Raw genomic sequence first — 25164 nt, forward strand, 5'->3', positions numbered from 1 at the left:
AGGAGGCGTGTCATGGCCAGTGAACAGCCACGCAAGGCGGTACTTCAGGCCAGCGAGAGCGAGGGGGCCACCGCAGGCGGCGCTCATGTGGGCGAGGGCCACGGCAGCGCGCCGCGCGGCATGCTGCGCTGGCTGCTGACCACCAATCACAAGGATATCGGCACCCTCTATCTGATCTTCTCGCTGAGCATGCTGTTCATCGGCGGCATCATGGCGCTGGTGATCCGCACCGAGCTGTTCCAGCCCGGCCTGCAGATGGTGCAGCCGGAGTTCTTCAACCAGATGACCACCATGCACGGGCTGATCATGGTGTTCGGCGCCATCATGCCGGCCTTCACCGGGCTGGCCAACTGGATGATTCCGCTGCAGATCGGCGCGCCCGACATGGCGCTGCCGCGCCTCAACAACTTCAGCTTCTGGCTGTTGCCGGTCGCCTTCCTGTTGCTGCTCTCCACCCTGCTGATGGAGGGCGGTGGCCCCAACTTCGGCTGGACCTTCTACGCGCCGCTGTCCACCACCTATGCGCCGCCTTCGACCAGCTTCTTCATCTTCTCGCTGCACATCGCCGGCATCAGCTCGATTCTCGGCGCCATCAACATCATCGCCACCATCCTCAATCTGCGTGCCCCGGGCATGCGCCTGATGGACATGCCGCTGTTCGTCTGGACCTGGCTGATCACCGCCTTCCTGCTGATCGCGGTGATGCCGGTGCTGGCGGGTGCCATCACCATGATGCTGTTCGACATCAACTTCGGCACCAGCTACTTCAATGCCGCCGGTGGCGGCGACCCGGTGCTGTTCCAGCATCTGTTCTGGTTCTTCGGGCATCCCGAGGTCTACATCATGATCCTGCCGGCCTTCGGCATCGTGTCCGCCATCGTGCCGACCTTCTCGCGCAAGCGATTGTTCGGTTACGCCTCGATGGTCTACGCCACCGGCTCCATCGCGATCATGTCCTTCCTGGTCTGGGCGCATCACATGTTCGCCGTCGGCCTGCCACTGGTGGCGGAACTGTTCTTCATGTACACGACGATGCTGATCGCGGTGCCGACCGGCGTGAAGGTCTTCAACTGGATCGCCACCATGTTCCGCGGCTCCATCAGCTTCGAGCCCCCGATGCTGTTTGCGATCGCCTTCATCGTCCAGTTCACCATCGGCGGCTTCTCGGGCCTGATGCTGGCCATCGCCCCGGCGGATTTCCAGTACCACGACACCTACTTCGTGGTGGCGCATTTCCACTATGTGCTGGTGCCCGGCGCGCTGTTCGCGATTCTCGCCGGAGCCTACTACTGGCTGCCCAAGTGGACCGGCTTCTATCCCCACGAGGGGCTCTCGAAGTGGCATTTCTGGCTGTCGGTCATCGGCGTCAACCTGACCTTCTTCCCGATGCACTTCTCGGGGCTGGCCGGCATGCCGCGCCGCATTCCGGATTACGCGCTGCAATTCGCCGACTTCAACATGCTGTCCAGCATCGGCGCCTTCCTGTTCGGTATCTCGCAGCTGCTGTTCCTGGTCGTGATCGTCAAGTGCGCGCGCGGCGGTGTCAGGGCGCCGGCGTGTGCCTGGGAGGGCGCGGTGGACCTGGAGTGGAGCGTGCCGAGCCCGGCGCCGCTGCACACCTTCGAGATTCCCCCGCAGACCCGCGATGGCCAGATCATCCGCTGAGCGATGGACAGCGGCCAGGAGAGTGACATGCCCTCACGCGATCACGCAGCACAGCAACAGGCAGTGGCACGCACCGTGCGGCGCACGCTGCTGGCGCTGGTCGCGATGTTGGGCTTCGCCTTCGCGCTGGTGCCGCTCTATGACGTCTTCTGCAATCTCACCGGCCTGAATGGCAAGGCCGCCAGTCAGGCCAAGGCCGCGGTGGCGATGGAGATCGACGAGAGCCGCTGGGTCTCGGTGCGCTTCATCACCCAGCAGGGGCAGGGTCTGCCGTGGACACTCGAGGCGCTGGATGAGCAGTTCCGCATCCACCCCGGTGGCCAGTACAGCGCGCGCTTCGTGTTCACCAATCATGCCGATTATCCGGTGCGTGGCCGCGCGGTCCCCAGTGTCAGTCCTGCCGAGGGCTCACTGCATCTGCGCAAGATCATGTGCTTCTGCTTCCAGGAGCAGACGCTGGCAGCAGGCGAGCGGCGCGAGCTGCCGCTGGTCTTTCAGGTCGACCCTGACCTTCCGGAGGGCATTCGTGATCTGACCCTGGCGTACACGCTCTATCCGGTCATGACGCCGTCATCCGCGGGGGACGATGGTGCAGAGAATTCTGCAGGAGGTGAAACATGAGCAGTGGCAGCTATTACGTCCCGGCCCACAGTGCCTGGCCCATCTTCGGCGTGCTGGCGGTGGGCGGCATGATGATCGGCACCGGAATCTGGATGGTGCACGGCAGCGCCGCCTGGTTGTCAGGCATCGGCCTGCTGGCCGTTGTGCTGGTGATGGCGGGCTGGTTTCGGGATGTGGTGCGCGAGTCGATGGGCGGCCTCTACGATGACCAGATGGACCGCTCGTTCCGCTGGGGCATGGCCTGGTTCATCTTTTCGGAATTGATGTTCTTCGCGGCCTTCTTCGGGGCGCTGTTCTATCTGCGAACCTTCGCGCTGCCCTGGCTCGATGGTGAGGGCGCCAAGGGAGTGACGGCGTTGCTGTGGCCGGACTTCACCGCCAGCTGGCCCCTGATGACGCCGCCGGATGCCAGCATCGCCGGGCCCAGAGAGCTGCTGTCGCCCTGGCAGCTGCCGCTGGCCAACACGCTGTTGCTGGTCAGTTCCAGCGTCACGCTGACGGTGGCGCATGAAGCGCTGAAGATGGAGTTTCGGCGCACGGCGCGCAACTGGCTGGCGGGCACCGTGGTACTGGGGCTGTGCTTTCTGACCCTGCAGGGCATCGAATACTACGAGGCCTGGCACCACCTGGGGCTGACGCTGCAGGCGGGGGTCTATGGCGGCACCTTCTTCCTGCTGACCGGTTTTCATGGTCTGCACGTCACCATCGGCACCCTGATTCTGATCGTGATGCTGGTGCGCGTGATACGCGGCCACTTCTCGAGTGAACGTCACTTCGCCTTCGAAGCGGCTGCCTGGTACTGGCACTTCGTCGATGCGGTGTGGATCGGTCTGTTCCTGTTCGTCTATGTGTTCTGACAGCACGCGGCGTGATGTCAGTCCAGCATTCCGGTGGAGAAGCCAATGACCAGCAGAATCACCAGACACACTGCCAGGCCAACCCGCCATTTGAGAGAGGTCAGCAGGCGTCGACTGCGGCTGCCATCGCGCAGCAGAAAACCGGCGCCGGCGACCAGGCTTGCCAGCATGCCGATAAAGACCAGTGCGATCAGCGATTTGAGCAGCATGTCACCTCCCGGGGCGCAGACAGTGGCGGGTGAGCACAGCGCGGCACTCGCTTGTGACAGTCGAGCTCATCCGGCTGACAAGCGCAAGTCAGTGCCAGCGGCGCAGGGGTCTTCAACGGTGCCGACGCAGGAGCGCCAGGTCGGACGCGGCTGGTGGCTGTTCTGGGGATGCCTGATCGTGCTCGGTCTGTGTCTGTGCAGCTGGCAGGTGATGCGTGGCCAGGCGCGTGCCCAGCATCTGGAGGATACCGCCAGCGCGCCGGAGCTGGTGATGCCGACGGCACCGCCCGCCAGTGCCAGCCTGATCGAGCTGCGCGGCGAGTGGCTCGCGGAACACAGCCTGCTGCTGGACAACCGCACGCTGGACAAGCGCCATGGCGTGGCGGTGCTCACGCCCTTCCGAACGCTGGATGGCCGCTGGTGGCTGGTGGAGCGTGGCTTCGTGGCATCGCCGGCCCCGCGCAGTGACCCGGAGTTCACGACCCCGACAGGCTCCGGGGTGATCAGTGGTCGCTGGCAGTGGTTGAACGGCCAGGGCAACAGTGGTGGCCCACTGTTCGGCCCCAATCGCGAGGGGCAGCGCCTGCAGCAGGTCGATCTGAGCGCCTGGCAGGCGCTGGGCACACCGGCCTTTGCGGGTGTTCTGCACCAGACGAGCGGGGAGGGGCGATTCCTGCCCTGGTGGCAGCCGAGCAACATGACGCCGGAGCGTCATTACGCCTATGCGCTGCAGTGGCTGGGACTCAGCCTGGGGGCGGCGGTGGTCATGATTCTGGGCGCGCGCCGTCAACGCCAGTCCGCGCTGCGTCAGCGCCAGGCCTAGCGTCTGGTGCTTATGTCTTGAGTCTGTTGTCCGCACACCCGGGCAAGCAGGGAAGCCGTCGTCAGGAGGAGAGCGATGACACACGTGATGCGACAGCGTCTGAAACTCGTGGCCTTGCTGGGGCTGTTGTCCGCCCCGCTGCCCTTGGCGTGGGCCATGCTGAGCGCACAGGTCGGGATTCCCGAGGGGCGGGTGGCAAACGGTGCCCTGTTGCCAAAGGTCAAGCCGCTCACGGACTGGTCGCTCGACTACCTCGTGACAGAGAACGCCACTGACAACGTCACCGAAAACGCCACAGGAAACGCGACTGACGGTGCTGTTAGCGCGAAGGAGGCTCCCGGCATGCCGCCGCTGGCCGCCCGAGGCGCGGATGAACAGCGTTTCTGGCTCAGCTGGCCGGAGCCGAACCAGCCGCAGCTGGCCGCGGCGCAGGCCGAGCGCTGGTGGCGCCTGCATCGCGCACTTGGCAAGGAGGCGCCACGCCTGGGCCGCCTGGTGGTGGCTGAAAAGACCTTTGTGCATCCCCGGGTGCCGGGCGAGCAACGGGCGCTCGGGCGCTGGCCGGCACCGAACGATGCCACTTCCGCGTCGCACCAGTTGCGCCTGATCGACCCTCATGGGCAGGTCGTGGTCGCCTACGGGCCCGAGATCACGCCGCAGGCCGTGATGAAGGATGTGCGCCGGCTGCTCAAGCGTAATCCGGTTGCTCCTCGATAGGTCGCGCCTAGCCAGGTCGGACCTCGATAGTTAGCGCCTAGCCAGGTCGGACCTCGATAGTTAGCGCCTAGCCAGGTCGGACCTCGATAGTTAGCGCCTCGCCAGGCCGGACCTCTCCAGACCAAGCCTCGCCAGGCCGCGCGTGATCTTCTTTCGCTTCACCAGGGAGATATGCCATGTCTCGCCTCGCCATACAGAAGCGCTATCCACCGCGGGCCTGCGCCGTCTCGCGAGCTCGCCAACGAGGGGCGGCGTTGCTGCCTCGGCCGCCATTTCTGCGTCACGCCACCACTGATGAAGCTGCCGCCGCGCAGGCCTTCTCGATGGCGACGCCTGAGCTGACGTCTGATCTGGTGCATGGCCCTGCCGCCCGGCAGGAGGCGAGCCGGCGGGTGACGGCACGCCTGTGGCGCAGCAGCCAGCAACTGGTCGCCAGCATGCTGGGATTGGTCATTCTGGTGATCGGGCTGGGAGCCTGGACGCGGCTGGTGGACGCCGGTCTGGGGTGCCCCGACTGGCCGGGCTGTTATGGCGCTCTGGTCGTGCCGGATGCCCAGACGGCGAGTCTGCATAGCCCGCATCATCCGCTTGAAGGCTACAAGGCGTGGGCGGAGATGATCCATCGCTATGCGGCGAGTCTGCTCGGGCTTGCGGCAATCGTATTGCTCGCACTGGGCTGGCGGATACGCCGTCGGGAGGCTCATCAGTCGCAGGCCTTTGAGGGTGGCAGCGGCGAGGCAAAGGTGACTGATCACTGGGGCGCGGAGGCGCGCACGCGTTTTCCCCTGGCCGGCTGCTGGCTGTTGTTGGGCATGCTGTTGGTCCAGGGCGCGTTCGGGGCCTTTACCGTGACGCTGAAGCTGTGGCCGCAGGTGGTGACGCTGCATCTGCTGGGCGGTCTGAGCGTATTGAGCCTGCTGCTGTTGCTGTGGCTATCACTCAGACGGCGGGCGGCGCACCTCAAGGTGACAGCTGAGCAACACACGGCGGGCGCTGATGCAGCGCACATCCGGCGTCAGCCCTGGCTGGCCACTCTGGCCGCGGCTCTGCTGCTGGGGCAGCTGGCCCTGGGGGGCTGGACCTCGAGCAATTATGCCGGGCTTGCCTGTGAAGGTTTCCCGACCTGCAATGGTGCCGCATGGCCGGCGATGGACTGGGGAGAGGGCTTCCACCTGACCCAGGATGTCGGCCCCAGTTATCTGCACGGGCAGCTGCATGGTGAGGCGCGCACGGCCATCCACATGGCGCACCGTGGCGGGGCCGTGCTGCTGGGGGCGGTGCTGTTGGCGCTGTATTGGCGCCAGCGCCGCCACTTGCCGGCGCGGAAGGCGGCGCCTGACAACCCCTGGCGCTGGGCGCTGGGGTGTTGGCTGGTGCAGGCAGGCTTGGGAATCGCCAATGTGCTGTGGTGGTTGCCGCTGGATCTGGCGCTGGCGCATACCCTGGGGGCCGTCGCGCTGACGCTGGCGATGGTGTGGGCGATGGATCGGATGCGCCAGGCGGCTCGCCTCAAGCGGGCATCCGTCTCGCAGGCGCTGGCCTGATGAGAGGCAGAAGGTGGGCAAGACGGTAAGCAGAAGAGAGACACCCAAGCGCGCGTGATCGCGCTCACCAGACCGCAAGAGGCCGCTCTCATGAGCGGCCTCTTGCGGTCTGCGTCGTATCAGCCGGTATCCTGTCAGGCGGCGCTGCCGAAGCGCTCCTGCAGGTAGGCATTGATGGTGTCGGATTCGTACATCCACTCTTCGCGCCCATCGTCATGGGTGATCAGCAGGCACGGCACCTTGACGCGACCGCCACCCTGTTCGAGGGCCTGGCGGTGAGTGGCGTTGTGCTGGGTGTCGCGCTGCTCGACGTTCAGGTTCAGCTGATGCATGCGCTTGCGCACCTTGATGCAGAACGGGCAGGTCGAGAACTGATACAGCGCCAGTTTGGCCGTCTCGGCGTCCACCTCGGCCTGCTGGGCGGGGCTGCGCTCGAGCGCGCTGCCACGGGTCAGCTTCTCGCTGAGCAGCATGAAGGGAGCCAGCACCAGACGCAGGGTGCGGAAGAACAGGCGGATGATGGAGCGCATGGCAGAACCTCATGGGACGTGCGGGTATCGGCGCCAGTGCCGCAGGGCGGGTGGCGAATTTACAATGGGGCCATTCTAGAGCTCAGCGGCCTCGGCGTCTTCCCCATGCGCGTTGCGAATATGCGTCAGCAGGGACTGTCGCAACCAGCGGTGCCCGGGGTCCTGCTCGTGGCTGGCATGCCAGATCAAGCGGTAGCTGAGCGCGGGCAGGCGCATCGGTAGCTCAAGGATCGCCAGTCCATGCAGCTCGCTGCTGGCCTGGGCAAAGCTTCTGGGGGCGCAGAACACCAGCTCGCTGTGCGCGACGATGCTCAGGGCATCGCGGAAATCCGGCACCAGCACGCTGATGCGGCGTGGTGCGCCGTGCTGCTCCAACCGCTCATCCAGCGACCAGCGTGAGCGTCCTTCGCAGGTGGCCTGGACATGACTCAAGGCCGCGAATTCACTCAGCGTCATCGGTGTCTGGCGCCGCGTGAGCGGATGATCATGCCGCACCAGAATCACATGGTCGTCGCGCCACAGCAGGCGCGACTGGAAGCCAGCGGGGAGGGCAGGCGGCTCGCCCGGGGTCTCGGCGCTGTGATCGTGTCCGGCAAGCCCGATATCCAGCTGGCCCTTTTCCATCAGGCTCAGACAATCGGCCTGCCAGCGGCTGATCTCGAGGCTGCCATGCGGCAGCGCATCGGTCAGTGTGCGCGTGCAGGACGGCATCAGGGTCGCCCAGGCGCTTTCCAGCACTGCCAGCTGAAAGCGCCGCTGGCTGGTAGCGGGGGTGAAGGTGGCAGGGGCGCTCAGATTCTCGAGACGCGAGAGCAGCTCGGCCAGTTCACCACGCAATGACAGTGCACGCGCCGTGGGGCGCAGACCATGGCGTTCGCGAATGAAAAGGGCGTCATCAAACATCACGCGCAGGCGTGCCAGACTCTTGCTGACGGCAGACTGCGAGAGGTGAAGACGGCCCGCCGCGCGCGTCACGCTGCACTCTTCCAGCAGCACCTGCAGCACCTGCAGCAGATTGAGGTCGATGCGCGTGTTGAAGGGCGTGGCCGCTGGCGCTGAGCCCGAAGACGCAGGCAGTGAAGACGCGGCTGGAGACTGGGCACCAACCGGCCTTGCGGGTGTCTGCGGAGCAGTCGCGCTCATGAGTTTCTCCAGTGGAATATCAGGCCTGAAATAATATCATTTTGCTTCATAAGTCGCAGGCGCTAGGCTCTGCGGATTCTTGATGGCCCTCTGTCGGGCCGCCCTTGGCTTCTGACTCTCGAGATTATCCATGTCCGTGTCTTCCTCTGCTGCCGCAAGGCCCATGCCCAACGCACGACTATTGCTGTTGCTGCTGGTCGGCTGCGTGATGTTCTCGCCGCTGGCGATCGATATCTATCTGCCCTCACTGCCGGCGATGGCGCGCGAATTTGCCCAGCCCACCGATGTGATGCAGATGACGGTGACGCTGTTTCTGGGCGCTGTGGGTGTCGGGCAGATTCTGGTCGGCCCGTTGACGGACCTCTACGGACGACGTCCGGCGCTGTTGGGCGGCGCGACGGTCTACCTCGTCGGCGCGATGGTCGCCGTGCTGGCACAGGACATCAGCATGCTGTATCTCGGGCGTATCCTGCAGGGGCTGGGGGCATGCGCCACGGTGACGGTGGCCTTCGCGGCCGTGCGTGACTGCTACACGCCGGAGCAGGGCGCCAGGATGTACAGCTATCTGAATGGTGCGCTGTGCATCATTCCGGCGCTGGCGCCGGTGCTGGGCGGTCTGCTGGCGGTGCAGTTCGGCTGGCGCTCCAACTTCCTGTTCATGGCCGCCTTCGCGCTGTGCGTCGGCCTGATGGCGTGGAAGAGCTTTGGCGAGACGCGTCCTGCCACGACGGTCGTGGAGCGTCCGCTGTACAACTGGGCGCGCTACCGCCCCGTGTTGACCAGCTGGCGCTTCCTGTATCAGGCGCTGGTCGCGATGGCCGCGATGAGCGCCATCCTGCTGTATGTGTCGTCGTCCTCCGAGCTGCTGGTCGAGCGCCTCGGTCACTCCGAGCTGGTCTTCAGTGCCCTGTTCGGCGGCAATGCCGTGATCAATATCATCACCTTCTTCTTCGCACCGCGCGTGATCACGCGCCTCGGCCGTCAGCCCACCGTGCGTCTGGGGCTGGCGATCATCCTGCTCTCCGGCCTGATGCAGGGCGCGGCCTTCGCCTGGCTGCCACTGTCAGCCGCTGCCTTCATGGTGCCGGTGGCAGTGCTGTCGGTCGGCTTCTCGCTGGCACTCGGCGCGGCATCAAGCCTGGCGCTGGAGGCCTTCGCTGAGCGTGCCGGCACCGCTGCGGCGCTACTCGGCAGCATCCAGCTCGGCGGCTCGGCAGTGGTGGCAACGGCGCTGCTCAATACGCCGCTCGCCCCTCAGCAGGGACTGTTGCTCATCAGCGTGGTGATGGTGCTGCCGTTGCTGCTGCTGGGTGCGCGACGTCAGCCGGGCGTCTAGTCGGTAAGACTGCCCGATGGGACTGGACGGGCATGGAGGATTCGCTGGCTGGCGCCAGAGGCGGGCCGCAGGGCAGAGATGGTTCATTGAAGGCCCCCGACCAGAGTATGCTTGTCGCTCGATCCGCATGTCGCCAAGGAGGCACCATGGAATCAGCGGCGCGTGTGCGCGTGATACTCAACGGAGACAAGGCTCAGCAGCCGGAGCTGCGTGAGGCCATCTTCGCTCAGCGTGAGCGTATGGCAGGGCTTGAAGTGCGGTTGACCTTCGAGGGAGATGATGTCGCGAGGCTGGTGCGCGAGGCGGTCGATGAAGGCGTCACGCGGCTGGTCGTTGGCGGCGGTGACGGCACCCTCAATCTGATAGCCAATGCATTGATGCAGCATCCACTCGCGAAGCGTCCGGAAGTCGCGATCCTGCCGTTGGGCACCGCCAATGACCTGGCGACCTCGCTCGGCATCCCCGAGCCGGTGACGGAATCGCTGGCGCTGGCCTGTGAAGGCGCGGCGCGAGCCGTCGATGTGGTGCGGCTGGATGATGCCTACTTCCTCAACATGGCCTCGGCAGGTTTCGGCGCCGAGGTGACGCGCTCGACGCCCGGTGGCCTCAAGAAGCTGTTCGGTGGCGGGGCCTATTCGTTGATGGGTGTGCTCAAGGCGTGGGACTTCCGTCCCTATCGTGGCAGCGTGACCCTCAATGGGGTGGAGGAGGAGCTGGCGTTGTTCGTACTGGCGATCGGCAATGGTCGTCAGGCGGGCGGCGGTCAGGAGCTGGCGCCTCGGGCGCTGCTCGATGATGGCTGCTTCGATGTGCTGGTGATCCGCGACTTCCCCATCGCGCGGGTGGGTGAGGTGATCGAGGAGCTGGAGTCGCTCCCCGACAACGGCCATTTCGTGCGTTATGTGCGCACTGACGCGCTGCACTATCGTGGTGAGTCGCTGCCGGTGAATCTCGATGGCGAGAGCTACCTGATCGAGAACAGCGAATTCCAGCTGATTCCCGGCGCTCTGCGTCTGGTCGCCCCGCAGGACGCCGCCCTGCTGACACACTCATGAGCCCGCAGATGGGCCATTGAGCGCTGGCTGAGCCATGTGGGCTGGCTGGTACACGAGCGCAGTCTGGGGTTTACTCAGGCTGCGCTCGTTGCGTTGGTGGCAGCGTATTCTTCCAATCTCTCGGCCGCGCAGGGCGGGAGTCAGGACTTCAGGGAGTGATTGCATGGTCGGTTTGGCGGCGTGGCATATCTGGGTCATCCTCGCGTTGATTCTGGCGGGGCTTGAGCTGCTGGGCGCGCAGTTCGTGTTGCTGGCACTGGGTGTCAGTGCCCTCGGGGGCGCTCTGGCGGCGGGGCTGGGGGCGGGGCTAAACATCCAGTTGATCAGCGTCGCGATCACGGCCCTGGTGCTGGTGCCGCTGTTCGTGCGCAAGATCCATCCCTATCTGTTGCCCAAGACGCCCTACGGCACCCTGGGCAGCGGCGCGGAGACCGGGCAGCTGGCCAAGGTGATCATCGGCAACGGCGGAAAACCTGCCGTACGCGTGTCAGGCAATGAGTATCCGCTACGCTGGGAGGGGGAGACGCCGCCGGCAGCGGGGGACACGGTCAGGATCGTCAGCGTCGAAGGCATCACCGTCTGTGTCGAGCCTGTCTCGAAGGAGTCTGTGGAGTAGCGACTGTCTCGAAAGGAAGTGACACAAAGACGCCATGAGATCGCGGCTCGACGGCGCGGTCGTGGTGGCAGCGGGTCAAGCGTGATCGGATATCTCACAAGGGCTTGCGGATACGGCCCAGTTCAAGGGAGTTGAGCAATATGATTATCAGTCCGGGACTCATCATCATTCTTTTCATACTGGCGCTGGTGGTAATCCTGCTGGCCAAGGGATTGATGATCGTCCAGCAGTCAGAAGCCGTCGTCATCGAACGCCTCGGCAGCTACAGCCGCACACTGGAATCCGGCGTGAATCTGGTGATTCCGTTCATCGACAAGCCGCGCTCGATCACCATTCGTCGCTATCGTGAGGTCAAGGGCGACAATCTGCCCTTGGTGGTGGAGGAGACGCGCATCGATCGCCGCGAGACGGTGATGGACTTCCCCGGCCAGAGCGTGGTGACGACGGACAACGTCACCGTGACCGTCAATGGCGCGCTCTACTTCCAGATCGTCGATCCCAAGCGCGCCGTCTATGAAGTCGAGAACTTCACCCAGGCCGTCGAGGTTCTGGCCAAGACCAGCCTGCGCTCCGAGATCGGTCGCATGGAGCTCGACAAGCTCTTCGAGAGCCGCAAGGAGGTCAACGACGCCTTGCAGATCACCATGGATGAGGTCGGTGACAAGTGGGGCGTCAAGGTGACGCGCGTCGAGATCCAGGACATCAGCATGCCTGAGGAAGTCGAGGACGCCATGCGGCTGCAGATGGCTGCCGAGCGCAAGCGTCGCGCCACGGTGACCGAGGCCAATGGCCAGCGCGAAGCTGCCATCGCGACCGCCGAGGGCGAGAAGCAATCTTCGGTACTGCGTGCCGAGGGTGACAAGCAGGCCGCGATTCTGCGCGCCGAAGGTGAGCGTCAGGCCATCTATCAGCTGCGCGATGCCATCGGTGCGGAAGACCCGCAGCTGGTGGTCGGCTACATGCTGGGCCAGAAATATCTGCAGGTGCTGCCGGACATGGCGCGCGAAGGTGATCGCGTCTTCATTCCCTACGAGGCCTCTGCCTTGCTGGGTGCCATGGGCAGTTTCCGCGAGCTTGCCACTGAAGTCGGCGAGCCCACCAATGCCAGCAATGAAGGGCTGAGACGCGCCCGTCAGATGATGACAGGCGAAGCGGGCCTGGGCTGAGTGTATTGTGCCGAGCAGTGAGTGGCAGTAGGCTGCCGCTCCACTGAATATTCACCGCATCTGGAGCAAGACGATGACAGCAATGACTACCGATCATGAGCGCTTCCTGCAGGCCGCCATTGAAGAGGCGGAAAAGGGCTATGCGGCTGGCGGCGTGCCGATCGGCTCGGTACTCGTCCATGATGGCAAGATCATCGGTCGTGGCCACAATCAGCGCCAGCAGAAGGGCAGCACGGTGTTGCATGGTGAAATGGATGCACTGGAAAACGCCGGTCGCCTGCCGGCCAGCGTCTATCGTGAATCCGTGCTCTACACCACGCTGTCACCGTGCCCGATGTGCAGCGGTGCCATCCAGCTCTACGGTATCCCGCATGTCGTGGTCGGTGAGAACCACACCTTCATGGGCGCGGAAGACCACCTGCGTGGCCTGGGCGTCAAGGTCGATGTGGTCGACAACGCGCGCTGCCGCGAGCTGATGGCGACCTTCATTCGCGAGCAGCCGGACGTCTGGAACGAAGATATCGGTGAGTGATCGCGGCGCGGTTGTTGGTGGTAGCTGATGGAAAATGGTGTTCGTTAACACTATTCTGCTGTGAAAAGGGCGGAATGCTTGAAAAGCTGTCGGTCTGGCACCATGTCTTGGGTATCAGGCGCCAAGCCACGCTTTCGCTTGCATGACTACACGACCTTTGTTGCAATGCCACTTGCAGGAAACAGGGGCTGGCAACTCCCCACCTATCATGGAGAAGACGATGAAACTCAAGCAATGGATGATTCCCGCACTGGCCGCTGGCCTGTCTCTGGCCATCGCTGGTTGCGATAACGGCGATACTGACAAAGCTGCCCAGAACGCCGAGACCTCTGCCGAGCAGAGCGCCGAGCAGGCTGAACAGAGCGCCGATCAAGCGACTGACGCCGCTGCCGAGAAGATGGACCAGGCAGCTGACGAAGCGGCCGCAGAGATGGACGACGCTGCTGACAAGGCCGACAACATGGCTGACGACGCTGCCGAATCCGCCGATGCCATGGGTGATGAAGCTGCTGCCGAGAGCGAAAGCGCCCTCGACGCGACCAAGAACGCTGCTTCCGAGACCTATGAGTCTGCCAAGGAAGGTGTCAACGACGCTGCTGACGCCACTGCCGATGCTGCCAAGAACGCCTATGACTCCACCAAGGAGCAGGCTGCCGAGCTGACCGACTCCGCTGAGCAGTCTGGCGACAACGCTGCTGCCGAAGCGAACGAGAAGATCAACGCTGCGCAGCAGGATGCCAACGAGTCCATCGACGAAGCGCAGCAGTAATCACTGGCCAGCGAATGCTGGTGTGATGCCTGTCGCAAGCCGTGTCACTGGCTGAGTGCGAGTGACACGGCCGCCGATACAAGAACGCCGTGACCCCCCTGGGTCGTGGCGTTCTTGTTGCTGGCGACTCTTCGTGAAGCGTGAGTCAGGCCAAGGTCTGGCCACAAAAAAGCCCGCCGGAAGACGGGCTTTTCCATGACTGTCTTGCTGCCATCATCAGGGCGCCGGTGAGGGCGGCCTGACCAGGCTGATCGAGAAGATCAGACCGGCTTGATGTTTGCGGCCTGAAGGCCTTTCTTGCCCTGGGTGACGTCGAAGGAAACCTTCTGACCGTCTTGCAGGGACTTGAAGCCTTCTGCCTGAATTTCAGAGAAGTGCGCGAACAGGTCGTCGCCGCCGTCGTCCGGAGAAATGAAGCCGAAACCTTTGGTGTCGTTAAACCACTTGACTGTGCCAGTTGCCATGATTCTTTCCTTGCTTACGAGATGATGTTGGTGGTCTGCCCATCAGACCAGAGTGCGTTGGTGCGGCTAGGGGGAATTCCACCAGAGAGACGCGTTGCGTCCAGCGACGACATCCTTTCCTGCTTGACCTACGCATGCAGCCTAGGCTGCACGTGCTCGCTTCCATTCGAACAGAAAGTTGTCGTATTGGCGACTCCTTCCGGCTCAAGTAGGATGCTCACACAGAGCCAACATAGATGGAAATGCCATGAAGGTCCAGAACGTAGATTACCGCTCGGCCGATGCAGCCGAAAAATTTGTCGAATCCCTGCGCACGACGGGCTTCGGTGTCATCCGCAATCACCCGATCTCTCATGAATTGGTCGAGAAGATCTACGCCGAATGGGCCGAATTCTTCTCCAGCGCCGACAAGCTTGACTGGCGTTTCGACCCCAAGACCCAGGATGGACTGTTCCCGGCAGATGTCTCCGAGACCGCCAAGGGCCATACGGCGCGTGATCTCAAGGAGTATTACCATATCTACCCGTGGGGCAAGATTCCGGACAGCCTGCGCGAGAATGCCATGGAGTATTACCGCCAGGCCGAAGCCTTCGCGGCAGAGCTTCTGAGCTGGGTCGAGGCCCATTCACCTGCCGAAGTGGCCGAGCTCTACCGTGAACCGCTCTCCAACATGATCAAGGACAGCGGTCAGACGCTGCTGCGCGTGCTTCACTACCCGCCGATGACCGGTAGTGAAGAGCCGGGCGCCGTCCGTGCCGCGGCGCATGAAGACATCAACCTGCTGACCGTGCTGCCGGCAGCCAACGAGCCGGGCCTGCAGGTGATGGACGTCAATGGCGAATGGATGGACGTGCCCTGTGATCCGGGTCAGCTGGTCATCAATGTCGGCGACATGCTTCAGGAGACCAGCGGTGGCTACTTCCCGTCGACCACGCACCGCGTGATCAACCCGACCGGCGAGGGCTCCAGCCAGTCACGCCTGTCGTTGCCGCTGTTCCTGCATCCGCGTCCCGAAGTGGTACTGTCTGACAAGCACACGGCGGACTCCTACCTCAAGGAACGTCTGCGCGAGCTGGGCGTCATCTAGCGCCGGCTGCGGCCTGGCTTTCGTTTCCGGCCTGGCTTTCGCTCCCGGGAGCGATGAAGAGACACCTGCTGATCCGACGCCATCCGCGCCAGTGCGCGGGTGGCGTTGTCGTTTCCGGGCGTGGCCTCTGGCGGCAGAAGGCTTGATTCATCGGCGCCAAGACCGCATTGACAGTATTCGCAATCATGATCTGCCGCATCGCGGCTAAGGCTTCACTGATGACCACATCGCCTGTTGTACAGGACACGCATTCCAAGACCATGGGCTATCTGCTGTGGATCTTCGGTTTCCTCGGCGCGCACCGTTTCTACTATGGCAAGCCGGTCACCGGCACCATCTGGCTGTTCACCTTCGGGTTGCTGGGCATCGGCTGGTTGATCGACCTGTTCCTGATTCCGGCGATGGACCGCGAGGCGGACTTCCGTTTTCGCGAAGGCCCGATCAATTACTCGCTGAGCTGGATTCTGCTCACCTTCCTGGGCGTGTTCGGCATCCACCGCATGTACATGGGCAAGTGGCTGACCGGCTTGCTCTACCTGTGCACCGGTGGGCTGTTCTTCATCGGCGTGCTGTATGACTTCTGGACACTCAACGACCAGATATCGCTGCGCCATGCCGAGCAGGCACCGGCCACCCAGCGCTAGAGATCACGCCTGCGTTGCATCCAGCGGGACGGAAGTGACGTAGCAGGAAAGGCAGTGTCGAGTTTTCGCATGTTCTAATGTGCTGGGGCTCGGATGTTTTCATCAACATGACGACAAGGAAGTGAACATGATCTGGTTGAAAGCCTTCATCGCCGCCTTTCTGGCGACTCTGATCTTCCATCAGGGCCTCTTCGGGCTCTTCTATCTGGCCGACATTCTGCCCAAGGCGCCCTACAACATGACGCCTACCGGGCCGCTGGGCGTTCCGTCAGTGCTCTCGCTGGCCTTCTGGGGCGGGCTGTGGGGGCTGCCGCTGTGGGCATTGGTGCGTCGCAGGACGGGCGTCAGCCATTGGCTGATCAGTCTCGTCTTCGGTGCAGTCGGCCCGACGGCCGTGGCCATGCTGGTCGTCTTCCCGCTCAAGGGAATCGAGGTCGCGCCACTGATGGTGGTCGGTGGCCTGATCCTGAATGGCGCCTGGGGCGTCGGTACCAGTCTGTTGATGCGTGTGCTGGGTGCGCGACCGAGTCCTGCAGCCCCGACGACAGCATGATGGCATCGATTCCGTGGACCATGGTGGCGCTCGCCTGGGCTGCCGGGTTGTGCATGCCGCTGGGTGGCGTGATCGCCCAGCTGGAGCGCAGTCACGAGAGTCACGTCAAGCGCAGCTGGCTGGCGGGGATCACCGCGCTCGGCGGCGGCATTCTGTTGGCCGCCGTCTCACTGGTGCTGGTACCGCATGCCATGCAGGCGCTGTCCATCGCGGCGCTGTTGGGGCTGTTCCTGCTGGGCGCGCTGATCTTCATGCAACTGGACCGCTGGCTGGCGCGCGGTGGCGGCGCCAAGGGCCAGTTGCTGGCGATGCTGATGGACTTCATCCCCGAGGCGATCGCACTGGGCGCACTGGCCTCTGCCTCTCCCGCCGCGGCGATGCTGCTGGCACTGTTCATCGCGGTGCAGAACCTGCCGGAAGGCTTCAATGCCTATCGTGAGCTGGAAGGGGCCGGGCTGACGGCGCGTCAGGGGCTCGGGGCCTTCGTGCTGCTGTCACTGCTGGGCCCGCTCGCGGCATTGGCCGGCCATCTGTGGCTTGCGGATGCGCCGGGCGTGCTGGGCGGACTGATGGCCTTCGCCGCCGGTGGCATTCTCTACCTCGTCTTCCAGGACATTGCGCCCCAGTCGCGGGTGGCGCATCACTGGTCACCGCCGTTGGGCGCCTCGCTGGGGTTCATGATCGGCATGCTGGGCGATCGCCTGGTCGGCTGACGATCAGCTGACGATTCACCGTGGCGGGGCGGCACCAGCTGACTCGCCACGGCTCGAGACCTTCACACCCTCCGTCATCTTCCCGATAGGGAGCTCGCATGAGCAAGCACGCCAATGAAGGCAACCTCACGGGGTTGCTGGAAGAGCTGGACCGCGAGATCGAAGGGGATATCTCGCTGGGCGACATTCTGGAGCATTTCAACTCCCGGGGCTTCGGCCCCTTGCTGGTATTGCCTGCCTTGCTGGTACTGCTGCCGACCGGGGCGATCCCCGGGGTACCGACGACCTGTGCGCTGTTCATCGTGCTGATCGCGGGTCAACTGTTGCTGGGGCGCAAGATGCCGTGGTTGCCACGCCGGCTGGCGCGCTTCAGTTTCGAGCATCAACGCCTGACCCATGGCGTCGAGCGGGCAAGGCCCTGGACGCGACGCCTCGATCGTCTGCTCAAGCCACGCCTGAGCTTCATGACGCGCGGCATTGCCTGTCGCGGTATCGCGGCGCTGACCATCCTGCTGGCCACGGCCATGGTGCCGCTGGAGCTGGTGCCCTTCGCCGCGGCCTTGCCGGCAGCGACCTTGCTGCTGCTGGGGCTGGGGCTGATCGGGGAGGATGGCCTGGTCATCCTGCTGGCCTTGCTGGTGCTGCTGCTGGATATCGCCACGGGGTTCTGGTTGGTAGGTTGAAGGCTGCGTTGGTCGCTCAACAGCGACGCAGCGTATTTTAGGAGTCGAGGCTCGTATCCTTGATGACGCGAGATGGCTTCTGCATGCCATCAGCTGCGGGCTCATGAGAGCGCCTGCGCCGTTGTGTAGCAACGCAGTAAGACAAAAGACTGAAGTGCACCATTCAGAGGCAAACCAGGCTGTCATCTTGGTGTGGATGGCTTTGCAGGCTGGCCGTGCTCGCCTAGACTGGTCGCCTGTTCAGTGCCATGGGGGCACGAATTCGGCTACTGAAGCGGGTCTGTCGCAAGGACGTTCGTCATGTTTGATTTCATCCAGTTCGATGCTGCCTTCTGGTCCTTCGTGGTGGCCATCACCTTGCTGACAGTCACGCCCGGGGTCGACACCCTGCTGGTGATTCGCAATACCTCGCGCGGTGGCCTGCGTGACGGCGTGCTCACCAGTCTCGCGATCTGTGCCGGTCTCTTCGTGCACGCGCTGGTGTCGTCGGCGGGCATCTCGCTGATCCTGTTGCAGTCGGCATGGGCGTTCTCGGCCCTCAAGCTGGTCGGAGCGGGCTATCTGATCTGGCTGGGCATCAAGAGTCTCAAGAGTGCGCGGCGCGCGCGCGGGCTGAATGTCGACGTCACCGTGACACGTCAGCAGGTATCGTGCTGGCTGCCGCTGCGTGAGGGCTTCCTGTCCAATGTGCTCAACCCCAAGACGGTGGTGTTCTACATGGCCTTTCTGCCGCAGTTCATCGCGCCGACCGACCCGGCCGTGCTCAAGTCATTGTGGCTGGCGGGTGTCCACTTCGTGATCGCCAATCTCTGGCAGATCAGCGTGGCGCTGATGGTCGGTGGTGCAGGGCGCTGGCTGGCAAGGCCGCGGGTCGCCTGCTGGATGGAAGGCATCACCGGGTCCGTCATGGTGCTGCTGGGGGCACGGCTGGCGCTAGGCCGCTAGGGATGAGCGGCCACTGCCAACATCGCAACGGAGCGCATGGGATGACGGTTCGTATCCTTGATGACACATGGATCCTGTGACATTGACACTGGCGGCCTTTCTCAAGGTCGTCACGCACCTGGAGGCTCGGGATATCAGTGATGTCTACGATTCCCGCGTACAGCAGGTACGGGTGCTTTACTACGGTTACACCATCGACTTCCGCCACCAGCTGTGGCGCATCGATGATGAATCGGTCTGTGCACATCTGGAAAAGACCGGTACCGCCGTCGAGCAGCGCGAGTGCTCGCGCATGGCCAGCCGACTGTTCGTCGAGACCTGCCATGCCTTGCAGCGCCGGGGGCGGGCGGCACATATCGACACCCGCACCATGTATTGCAAGGCCGCAGCGACCTTCAAGCCCCGGCGCGACCCCTATGCGGGCATGACGCCGGCAGAGCGCAAGGCGCGCAAGGCGCTGGAAGCGGCGCATCGAGAAGCCGAGCAGGCCTGCAACCGCTACGTGCTGGATGCCCTGTCCTCGAATTCTCTGGAGATCCTGCGTCTGCGGCAACGCTACTGCGACAAGAGCAATCGATTGGCAGCACGGCTCGAACAACAATGATGCCCGGGCCGGTGCTGACGCCTGCCCGAGCCAACGACAGCAGCGGTACAGTGCTGCATTCATGACATGAAGACCGGCCCATCAAGGCTGGCATTGGCAGGGAACGCAATCGGATGAGTCTTTCACATACCCTTCGTCGCCGTCTGGGCGGGTTGAGTGCCGTGGTGCTGGTGGTCGCCGGGATAGCGGCCTGGCTGTACGCCGTCGATGAGGGGCGCTGGGTCGGTCGCGTGACCACGCGCCCCGAAACGCTGAATCTCGAGTCGGTGGAGCAGGGCAATCTGCCGGTCAATCAGTTCGTCTCGTTGCGCAATCACTGGGCGGTCTATCGCGAGCACACCGAGACCTTCCGTCTCGATGCCAATGCAGACGGGGGGCGCCGCATCGAGACGCTCTATTATCCAGTCATCTCTGACATGAACCCCTATCTACTGGAGCTGGCCGGTCTGTCACGCGCCTTCGGGGGCATCGATGGCATCCCCTCGGAAGAATGGCCGCGCATCGAGCGCATGGGCGTGCTGGTGCGAACCGACTCCGTGCAGAGCCTGGAAAACGTCCCGCCGCTGATCGAGTTCCCCGATGGCCTGTTCGGCACCGTTTTGCACGCCGAGACGGACCTGCCGGGCGATGAGCGCTCCCTTCTGGCCGAGCGCTGGCCCGATATCGATCTGTCGCGTGTGATCATCATCAATGCCGGCCACCGCCCCGGCAATGTCTGGGCGATGATCGTCTATGGCGTGCTGGGCACGCTCTGCTGGGCACTGGCGGTCTGGCTGATGGTGCGAATGATGCGTACACCGCGCGTCACGCGCTCCCAGCCTCTGGCCTATTCCGGCCGAGCGGCATCGGAGCCGGTGGTGTCGCAGGCATACCCGGGCAGCGAGGCTGGGGGCGAGGGGGCGTCTCAGCGCCATGCTGCACAGGTCCATGCGGCATCCCAGCCCTATGCGGAATCTCAGTCCCATGACGACACACCACAGCCCCAGGGCGCTCCCGGCAAGCGCCAGGGCTGGCGTGGCAAGGGCAAGGGAGGCGATGAAGGGCGACCCCTGAGCTATGCCGAGGCGCTGGGACGGTATACCCCTCAGCAGAAGCCGCCGTTCGGCAATGGCGTGGCTGCCTCGCGACCGGGCGAAGCCAAGGGCGAGAGCCAGTCCGGGTCCTCGCCCGCCATTCGTCCACGGCGCGATGACTGACTGAACGAATGGCTGAAGGGCGCAATGAGCTCTGTCGCCATGGACCCTGATGCCATGAAAACGAAAACGCCAGCCCCAAGGGGCTGGCGTTTTCGTTGCTGGATGCTGCTGCTCGGCTCAGCGGCGATCCATCAGCGCGGTGGTGTAGCGCTGGCTGACTTCGCGGTCGCTGACCACCTTGACGCCCTCGCTGGTGCCCTTGGCCAGGCTTTCGAAGATCACGCGGTAGGCCAGCACGGCCTTGACGTATTCGCGGGTCTCCTTGAAGGGGATACGCTCGACGAAGCGGTCGTATTCGCCCGGGGTATCGGCGAGCCAACGATCGACGCGTCCCGGCCCGGCGTTGTAGGCCGCGGCGGCGGCCAGGCGGTTGCCTGAGTAGCGGTCCAGCATCTCGCGGATATAGGTGCTGCCAAGACGGATATTGGTGACCGGATCACCCAGTGCCGCGTTGCTGGGCGTGGGCAGCCCCAGGCCGCGACTGACCTGAGCGGCGGTGCCCGGCATCAGCTGCATCAGACCGCGTGCGCCCACCGGCGAGGTGGCGGTGGGATTGAAGGCGCTCTCGCGACGCGCGAGTGCCATCAGCATCCACGGGTCGACGCCGGCATCGGCACCGAAGCGCTGGAAGTCATGCTGCCAGGCCGGCGGGAAGCGCCAGGAAAGGCCATCCCACAGCTGGCCGCGGATGGTGGCGAAGACGGTCAGGTCATACCATTTCTGCTGCAGTGCATAGGCTGCCAGACGGCGAGCATCGGCGTCATCCGCCTGGGTGACGGCGTTGAACCACTCGGAGCGAGCCAGACCGATCTCGTCGATGTTCATCAGCGCCCTGACACGCTTGACGGCCGGCGTCTCGGCGACCTCGGCCAGTTCCGCGTCGGAGAAGTCCTGGTCATCGCGATTGAGCGAATACGCCTGCCCGATACGGTCGGCGGCCAGGAAGCCGTAGAAGTTGCGCTCGGTCGCGGCGCGCGTCCAGGCGGCGCGTGCTTCCTGCGGGCGACCCAGGCTGTCATCGGCACGCCCCAGCCAATACTGGTAGCGGGCTTCATTGCGGAAGCGGTCCGGCATCTTCAACACCCATTCACGCACCTGCGGCCAGTCGCCATCGCGTACCGCGTTGCGCATGCGCAGATCGAACAGCTCCTCGTCATCGAGGATGGTCAGGCGCTGATCGACCCAGCCGCGGTTGTTGGGGATGTCGCGCACCAGTGAATACCAGGCCAGGTCGCGTTCGACGGTGTGGCGCTGCTCATCACTCATCGGCATGTGCGGATTCACCTTGCGCCAGGCTTCCAGCGCGGCCTCGGTGTCGGCACGCACGAAGCCATGCATGGCGGCGACGCTCAAGGCGGCGAAGGCATGGCCGCCGCGGCCGAGGTTGGTCGGCAGGCGCGTGATGGCGGCAAAGTTGCCTTCAAGCTGTTCGCGTGCCGCGATGGCCCGCTGCCAGTTGCTGGGCAGCTGGCGCTCGAGATAGCTGACCATGCCACCCTGGCCGGCAGCCCAGGCGAGCATGGCGCGTTCCCAGATGGCTTGATCATCGATCACGCCACGCTCGCGCAACGCCGAGAACAGCGGGTCACAGGCCGAGTCCTGCGAGCCGGACACATGCCAGAGCTTCAGGCCGCCTTGCGATGCGCTCGCGATATCATTGCTCAGCTGCGCCGTGTAGTAATAGCACTGGCGCTGCGCGCCCGCCGGCACGCCATCGCTGACTTCCAGCAGGGCATCATGACGGCCGGTACGCCCGTAGGCGGAGATCGCCTGGCCTCGCATCCACTCGGCCAACGGCGAGTCCGCATGACGCTCGATGAAGGACAGCACTTCCGCGGCGGTGGCGTACGGCAGGCGGGCCTTGAGCTGGTGATACTCGATGTAGCCCTCCAGCACGTGGCCATTGACGGCGACCTGCTGAATCTCGTCAAAGCGCTTGGCGCGCGCATCATCGAAGGCGGCGCGGAAGCTCTGGTCACTGGGAGTGGCGGCCTGCAGGGGCAGGCTCAGTCCCAACAGCAGGCCTAGGCCGGTGAGGTGCCGCAGCGCCGCGAAGCGACGGCTGCCACGGGGTCGGAGAGTTTGCTTGCCTGGTGTCACCTGGGACTCCTGCGACTGTCGGTAAAGGGGGCGTGGGCTGGCTGCGACCTTGTGGTGGCGGTTCAGTGCCCCGATGTTGAACAAGTGCCCCGATATTGGCTATCAGGGGTTGCCGATTCAGTAACGATAGTGGCTATCGTGGCAGTGGTCGGCGCTGAATAACAGCACCATCTGATACTGATAGTGAATTATCCGAGAGTGATATCGCGGCTGTGCTGCCGCGAAGATGAAAAGCTCAGTGAATGAAATTTGTGCTACCCGTGAGGAGTCCACTATGGGCAAGGCATTATGGTTGACGCGATTGTTTGGCCGCCGACATGTGCTGGGCAAGGCAGGCGCCGCCTTGCGCACCATGGGGCCCTTGCTGCGCGACGTAGTGAGCGGACGTTATCGCCCGGTACCGTGGAAGGCGCTGGGGTTGGCGGCCGGTGCCTTCATCTACCTGGTCTCACCGCTGGATCTGATCCCGGATCTGCTGGTGGGGCTGGGGATTCTCGATGATCTGGTGATCGTGACCTGGTTGCTCGGCAAGCTCGATGATGCGCTGGCCGACTATCGCCTGTGGCGTGGCGAGATTCCCGAACCTGATCCCTCCGAGCCGCCGACTCCCTGAAGGCGTGCAGCGTGGAAGCTTCATTCCTCTACCAGCCCTGACGCCTGGCACTGGCCATTGGCCGCATGGCAGGGACGCCGCCACCCTGCCATGCTCGTGACACGCTATCAAACACCAGTTTGAATTGGCGTGCCGTCAGTGTCTGATCTGTCGTTTATCACAGGGCGGCGCACCGTTTGTTCACAAACGAGACGCGCCGCTGTGGCAACGCCCTGAACAACGCCTTTCAAGGAAATTCTGCATGCTGATCTATGCCTGCCTGTTGTTTGCCGCACTGATGCTGGTGCTGACCAAGGTACCGGTCGCCTGGGCGCAACAGCGAACCGGTCGCTACGACAACCACGATCCGCGCGCACAGCAGCGTGAACTGACGGGCTTCGGGGCCCGCGCGCTCGCCGCGCACCAGAACACCATCGAAGCCTTTCCGCTGTTTGCCGCCGGGGTACTGGTCAGCGTGATCACCGCGCCGGGTGCCCCCATCGCGACCATGCTGGCGGTGATCTTCGTGCTGGTACGACTGGGCTATTGGGGCTGCTATCTGGCCAACATCGCCCCGTTGCGCTCCCTGTTGTGGGGCGCCGGCTATCTGGTCTCCCTCACGTTGATGGCGATGCCGCTGTGGATGTGATGCATGCAGTGCCGCAGAGCCTGCTGGGGCTGGCCGTCAATCCCGCTGACGTGCCGGCTGCGGGTGGCGTATTGGATGACGCCAGCTGGGCGCGGGCGCTGACCGGATTCCTGAGCTTCATTCCGCACACGGCGCGCTTGAACGTCAGGGTCGAGGAGGTCGCCGCGCCGGCCATCCGCATGCAGCTGCCGTGGCAACCGGCCTTGATCGGCGATCCGCACCGCAGGCTGGTGCATGGCGGTGTGCTGACCATGTTCGCCGATACGCTGTGCGGCAGTGCCGTGCTCACGGGGTTATCGGCACCGGAAGTCTGCCCGACGCTGGATCTGCGCCTCGATCACTACCGACCCGGCGTCGAGGGCCTGGCGTTGGTGGGCGAGGCGCGCGTGCTGCGGGTCACGGAATCGATGGTGTTTACCGAGGCGCAGATCTGGCAGCAGCCGGGCAAGATCCTGTGTCGTGCGATCGGCAACTTCGTCAGGCTCGGCGAGCGCAATACGCCCAGCGGCTTTGCCGAGGCGCTGCTGGCGGCGGCCAACGCTCAAGCCTCCACGAATCCTTCCACGGTCGAGTCGGAACCGCTGGGGCAATCAGCACAGGCTGCACAGCCAGCAGGCGAGAAAACCGAGCCGCAGGCGCCGCACAATGTCCAGGACCCGCGCGGCCTGCTCAGTGCGCGACGTTTCGTCGAAGGGCAGCGCACTCACGCCGACCTGGCGGCGCTGCTGGCGAGTCTGCCCTACGCGCAGGCGATCGGGCTTGGGCTGTGCGCCATTGACGGGCAGCAGGCGGGCGCGGCCAGTGATATCGAGCTGCATCCTGAGCAGGCGCTGAGCTATTCCATGGCGGCGATGCCCGACAATGTCGGCAACCCGATGCTGCCGGCGGTGCATGGCGGCGTGCTGGCCGCGGCAATGGAAACCGCTGCGACGCTCGAGGTGCTCAGGCGGCATGGGCGCGGCGGGCGTGAAGCGCGCCTGCCCAAGCTGATCGATTTCTCCATCGACTATCTGGCCACGGCGCGCGGCGATCAGGTGACGCGCATCGACTGTGAAGTGATGCGTGAAGGTCGCCGCATGACCAATGTACGTGTCAGTGCCTGGCAGAAGTCCCGCGAGCAACCGGTCGCCAGCGCGCGCATGCACTTCGTGCTGGAATCACTCGCCTCCCCGTGATGGCAGGTGATGTCTGCCCTGCAGGCGTCACACTAGAAAGCGCCTCCCTGATGGCTACTTCCTCGTTGGCTTCCTTCGTTGCTACCCCAGGGAGCCGCTTGGGTGTTTCTGTCCCATGCGCCAGGTGGGCCGGGCGCAATCATCTGTCGCTAGTGCCTTGAAATCCCTCACCCTTG

At 64.1% G+C, this 25164-nt stretch carries 28 protein-coding genes; 23 read left to right on the forward strand and 5 right to left on the reverse strand.

Annotation, left to right across the window (positions count from 1 at the left end; genetic code table 11):
• Positions 1–12: 12 nt before the first annotated feature.
• Genes ctaD through U0O11_RS04780 form a run of 3 tightly spaced genes read left to right on the forward strand, consistent with a single transcriptional unit; the run spans position 13 to position 3143 of the window.
• Positions 13–1665, forward strand: a complete 1653-nt coding sequence (gene ctaD / locus U0O11_RS04770; protein WP_107335293.1) for a cytochrome c oxidase subunit I — start codon at positions 13–15, stop codon at positions 1663–1665.
• Positions 1666–1692: 27 nt separating this feature from the next.
• Positions 1693–2286: a cytochrome c oxidase assembly protein gene (locus tag U0O11_RS04775; protein WP_225347731.1), complete on the forward strand. Its 594-nt coding sequence runs from the start codon at positions 1693–1695 to the stop codon at positions 2284–2286.
• Complete coding sequence (locus tag U0O11_RS04780) at positions 2283–3143, forward strand: cytochrome c oxidase subunit 3 (protein ID WP_131431479.1); 861 nt, start codon at positions 2283–2285, stop codon at positions 3141–3143. The genes U0O11_RS04775 and U0O11_RS04780 overlap by 4 nt, the downstream gene beginning before the upstream one ends.
• A 17-nt stretch (positions 3144–3160) precedes the next feature.
• Here U0O11_RS04780 and U0O11_RS04785 read toward each other — a convergent pair whose 3' ends face one another.
• Complete coding sequence (locus U0O11_RS04785; RefSeq protein WP_043337068.1) at positions 3161–3352, reverse strand: DUF2909 domain-containing protein; 192 nt, start codon at positions 3350–3352, stop codon at positions 3161–3163.
• A gap of 118 nt (positions 3353–3470) precedes the next feature.
• Here U0O11_RS04785 and U0O11_RS04790 point away from each other — a divergent pair, with 118 nt between their 5' ends.
• The 3 genes from U0O11_RS04790 to U0O11_RS04800 all read left to right on the forward strand — a co-directional run bounded on the left by U0O11_RS04790 (position 3471) and on the right by U0O11_RS04800 (position 6436).
• Positions 3471–4175 carry an SURF1 family protein gene (locus U0O11_RS04790; protein ID WP_225347732.1) on the forward strand — a complete coding sequence of 235 codons (705 nt, stop codon included), beginning with the start codon at positions 3471–3473 and terminating at the stop codon, positions 4173–4175.
• Positions 4176–4250: 75 nt separating this feature from the next.
• The gene (locus U0O11_RS04795) at positions 4251–4892 is read left to right on the forward strand and encodes a hypothetical protein (protein ID WP_225347733.1); all 642 of its coding nucleotides are present in this window, start codon (positions 4251–4253) and stop codon (positions 4890–4892) included.
• A gap of 437 nt (positions 4893–5329) precedes the next feature.
• A complete protein-coding gene (locus U0O11_RS04800; RefSeq protein WP_225348109.1) occupies positions 5330–6436 on the forward strand; it encodes a COX15/CtaA family protein in 1107 nt (368 codons plus the stop codon).
• A gap of 134 nt (positions 6437–6570) precedes the next feature.
• On the opposite strand, the gene U0O11_RS04805 is transcribed toward U0O11_RS04800, so the two are convergent.
• Both U0O11_RS04805 and U0O11_RS04810 read right to left on the reverse strand, forming a co-directional pair.
• Positions 6571–6966 (reverse strand): glutaredoxin family protein, encoded by a 396-nt coding sequence (locus U0O11_RS04805; RefSeq protein WP_043337063.1) that lies wholly within the window; start codon positions 6964–6966, stop codon positions 6571–6573.
• Positions 6967–7041: 75 nt separating this feature from the next.
• Positions 7042–8109: a LysR family transcriptional regulator gene (locus U0O11_RS04810; protein WP_225347734.1), complete on the reverse strand. Its 1068-nt coding sequence runs from the start codon at positions 8107–8109 to the stop codon at positions 7042–7044.
• Positions 8110–8239: 130 nt separating this feature from the next.
• On the opposite strand from U0O11_RS04810, the gene U0O11_RS04815 reads away from it, so the two are divergent.
• The 6 genes from U0O11_RS04815 (at position 8240) to U0O11_RS04840 (ending at position 13583) form a co-directional block, all read left to right on the forward strand.
• On the forward strand, positions 8240–9445 hold the full coding sequence (locus U0O11_RS04815) for a multidrug effflux MFS transporter (RefSeq protein ID WP_225347735.1): 1206 nt from the start codon (positions 8240–8242) through the stop codon (positions 9443–9445).
• A gap of 146 nt (positions 9446–9591) precedes the next feature.
• Positions 9592–10500 (forward strand): lipid kinase YegS, encoded by a 909-nt coding sequence (yegS, locus tag U0O11_RS04820; RefSeq protein WP_225347736.1) that lies wholly within the window; start codon positions 9592–9594, stop codon positions 10498–10500.
• Between the two features lie 163 nt (positions 10501–10663).
• Complete coding sequence (locus tag U0O11_RS04825) at positions 10664–11116, forward strand: NfeD family protein (RefSeq protein WP_225347737.1); 453 nt, start codon at positions 10664–10666, stop codon at positions 11114–11116.
• A gap of 140 nt (positions 11117–11256) precedes the next feature.
• Positions 11257–12282, forward strand: a complete 1026-nt coding sequence (locus U0O11_RS04830; RefSeq protein ID WP_043337056.1) for an SPFH domain-containing protein — start codon at positions 11257–11259, stop codon at positions 12280–12282.
• 73 nt (positions 12283–12355) lie between these two features.
• Positions 12356–12814, forward strand: a complete 459-nt coding sequence (locus tag U0O11_RS04835) for a nucleoside deaminase (RefSeq protein WP_373456560.1) — start codon at positions 12356–12358, stop codon at positions 12812–12814.
• 220 nt (positions 12815–13034) lie between these two features.
• Positions 13035–13583 (forward strand): hypothetical protein, encoded by a 549-nt coding sequence (locus U0O11_RS04840; RefSeq protein WP_052384908.1) that lies wholly within the window; start codon positions 13035–13037, stop codon positions 13581–13583.
• A 260-nt stretch (positions 13584–13843) separates the two neighbouring features.
• Here U0O11_RS04840 and U0O11_RS04845 read toward each other — a convergent pair whose 3' ends face one another.
• The gene (locus U0O11_RS04845; RefSeq protein ID WP_043335501.1) at positions 13844–14047 is read right to left on the reverse strand and encodes a cold-shock protein; all 204 of its coding nucleotides are present in this window, start codon (positions 14045–14047) and stop codon (positions 13844–13846) included.
• A gap of 247 nt (positions 14048–14294) precedes the next feature.
• On the opposite strand from U0O11_RS04845, the gene U0O11_RS04850 reads away from it, so the two are divergent.
• From U0O11_RS04850 to U0O11_RS04885, 8 genes are all read left to right on the forward strand, one after another.
• Complete coding sequence (locus tag U0O11_RS04850; protein WP_043335503.1) at positions 14295–15134, forward strand: isopenicillin N synthase family dioxygenase; 840 nt, start codon at positions 14295–14297, stop codon at positions 15132–15134.
• Positions 15135–15352: 218 nt separating this feature from the next.
• The gene (locus U0O11_RS04855) at positions 15353–15778 is read left to right on the forward strand and encodes an NINE protein (RefSeq protein ID WP_043335505.1); all 426 of its coding nucleotides are present in this window, start codon (positions 15353–15355) and stop codon (positions 15776–15778) included.
• A 127-nt stretch (positions 15779–15905) separates the two neighbouring features.
• A complete protein-coding gene (locus tag U0O11_RS04860) occupies positions 15906–16331 on the forward strand; it encodes a hypothetical protein (RefSeq protein WP_054554953.1) in 426 nt (141 codons plus the stop codon).
• Positions 16328–17044, forward strand: a complete 717-nt coding sequence (locus U0O11_RS04865; RefSeq protein ID WP_052384785.1) for a ZIP family metal transporter — start codon at positions 16328–16330, stop codon at positions 17042–17044. The genes U0O11_RS04860 and U0O11_RS04865 overlap by 4 nt, the downstream gene beginning before the upstream one ends.
• Positions 17045–17142: 98 nt before the next feature.
• Positions 17143–17727 (forward strand): exopolysaccharide biosynthesis protein, encoded by a 585-nt coding sequence (locus tag U0O11_RS04870; RefSeq protein WP_324691922.1) that lies wholly within the window; start codon positions 17143–17145, stop codon positions 17725–17727.
• 300 nt (positions 17728–18027) lie between these two features.
• Entirely contained in the window at positions 18028–18672 is a 645-nt protein-coding gene (locus tag U0O11_RS04875) for a LysE family translocator (RefSeq protein WP_216061481.1), read from the forward strand.
• A gap of 67 nt (positions 18673–18739) precedes the next feature.
• Positions 18740–19276 carry a hypothetical protein gene (locus tag U0O11_RS04880; RefSeq protein ID WP_043335517.1) on the forward strand — a complete coding sequence of 179 codons (537 nt, stop codon included), beginning with the start codon at positions 18740–18742 and terminating at the stop codon, positions 19274–19276.
• A gap of 113 nt (positions 19277–19389) precedes the next feature.
• A complete protein-coding gene (locus U0O11_RS04885) occupies positions 19390–20472 on the forward strand; it encodes a hypothetical protein (protein ID WP_225347739.1) in 1083 nt (360 codons plus the stop codon).
• A gap of 117 nt (positions 20473–20589) precedes the next feature.
• On the opposite strand, the gene U0O11_RS04890 is transcribed toward U0O11_RS04885, so the two are convergent.
• Complete coding sequence (locus U0O11_RS04890) at positions 20590–22572, reverse strand: transglycosylase SLT domain-containing protein (RefSeq protein WP_225347740.1); 1983 nt, start codon at positions 22570–22572, stop codon at positions 20590–20592.
• Between the two features lie 274 nt (positions 22573–22846).
• Here U0O11_RS04890 and U0O11_RS04895 point away from each other — a divergent pair, with 274 nt between their 5' ends.
• From U0O11_RS04895 to U0O11_RS04905, 3 genes are all read left to right on the forward strand, one after another.
• A complete protein-coding gene (locus U0O11_RS04895; protein ID WP_107335278.1) occupies positions 22847–23185 on the forward strand; it encodes a YkvA family protein in 339 nt (112 codons plus the stop codon).
• A gap of 241 nt (positions 23186–23426) precedes the next feature.
• The gene (locus tag U0O11_RS04900; RefSeq protein WP_225347741.1) at positions 23427–23813 is read left to right on the forward strand and encodes an MAPEG family protein; all 387 of its coding nucleotides are present in this window, start codon (positions 23427–23429) and stop codon (positions 23811–23813) included.
• A complete protein-coding gene (locus U0O11_RS04905; protein ID WP_225347742.1) occupies positions 23813–24988 on the forward strand; it encodes a PaaI family thioesterase in 1176 nt (391 codons plus the stop codon). The genes U0O11_RS04900 and U0O11_RS04905 overlap by 1 nt, the downstream gene beginning before the upstream one ends.
• The last annotated feature ends 176 nt before the right edge of the window (positions 24989–25164 follow it).

This window comes from Cobetia sp. D5, from assembly GCF_035666195.1.
GTDB classification, from domain to species: Bacteria; Pseudomonadota; Gammaproteobacteria; order Pseudomonadales; family Halomonadaceae; genus Cobetia; species Cobetia amphilecti.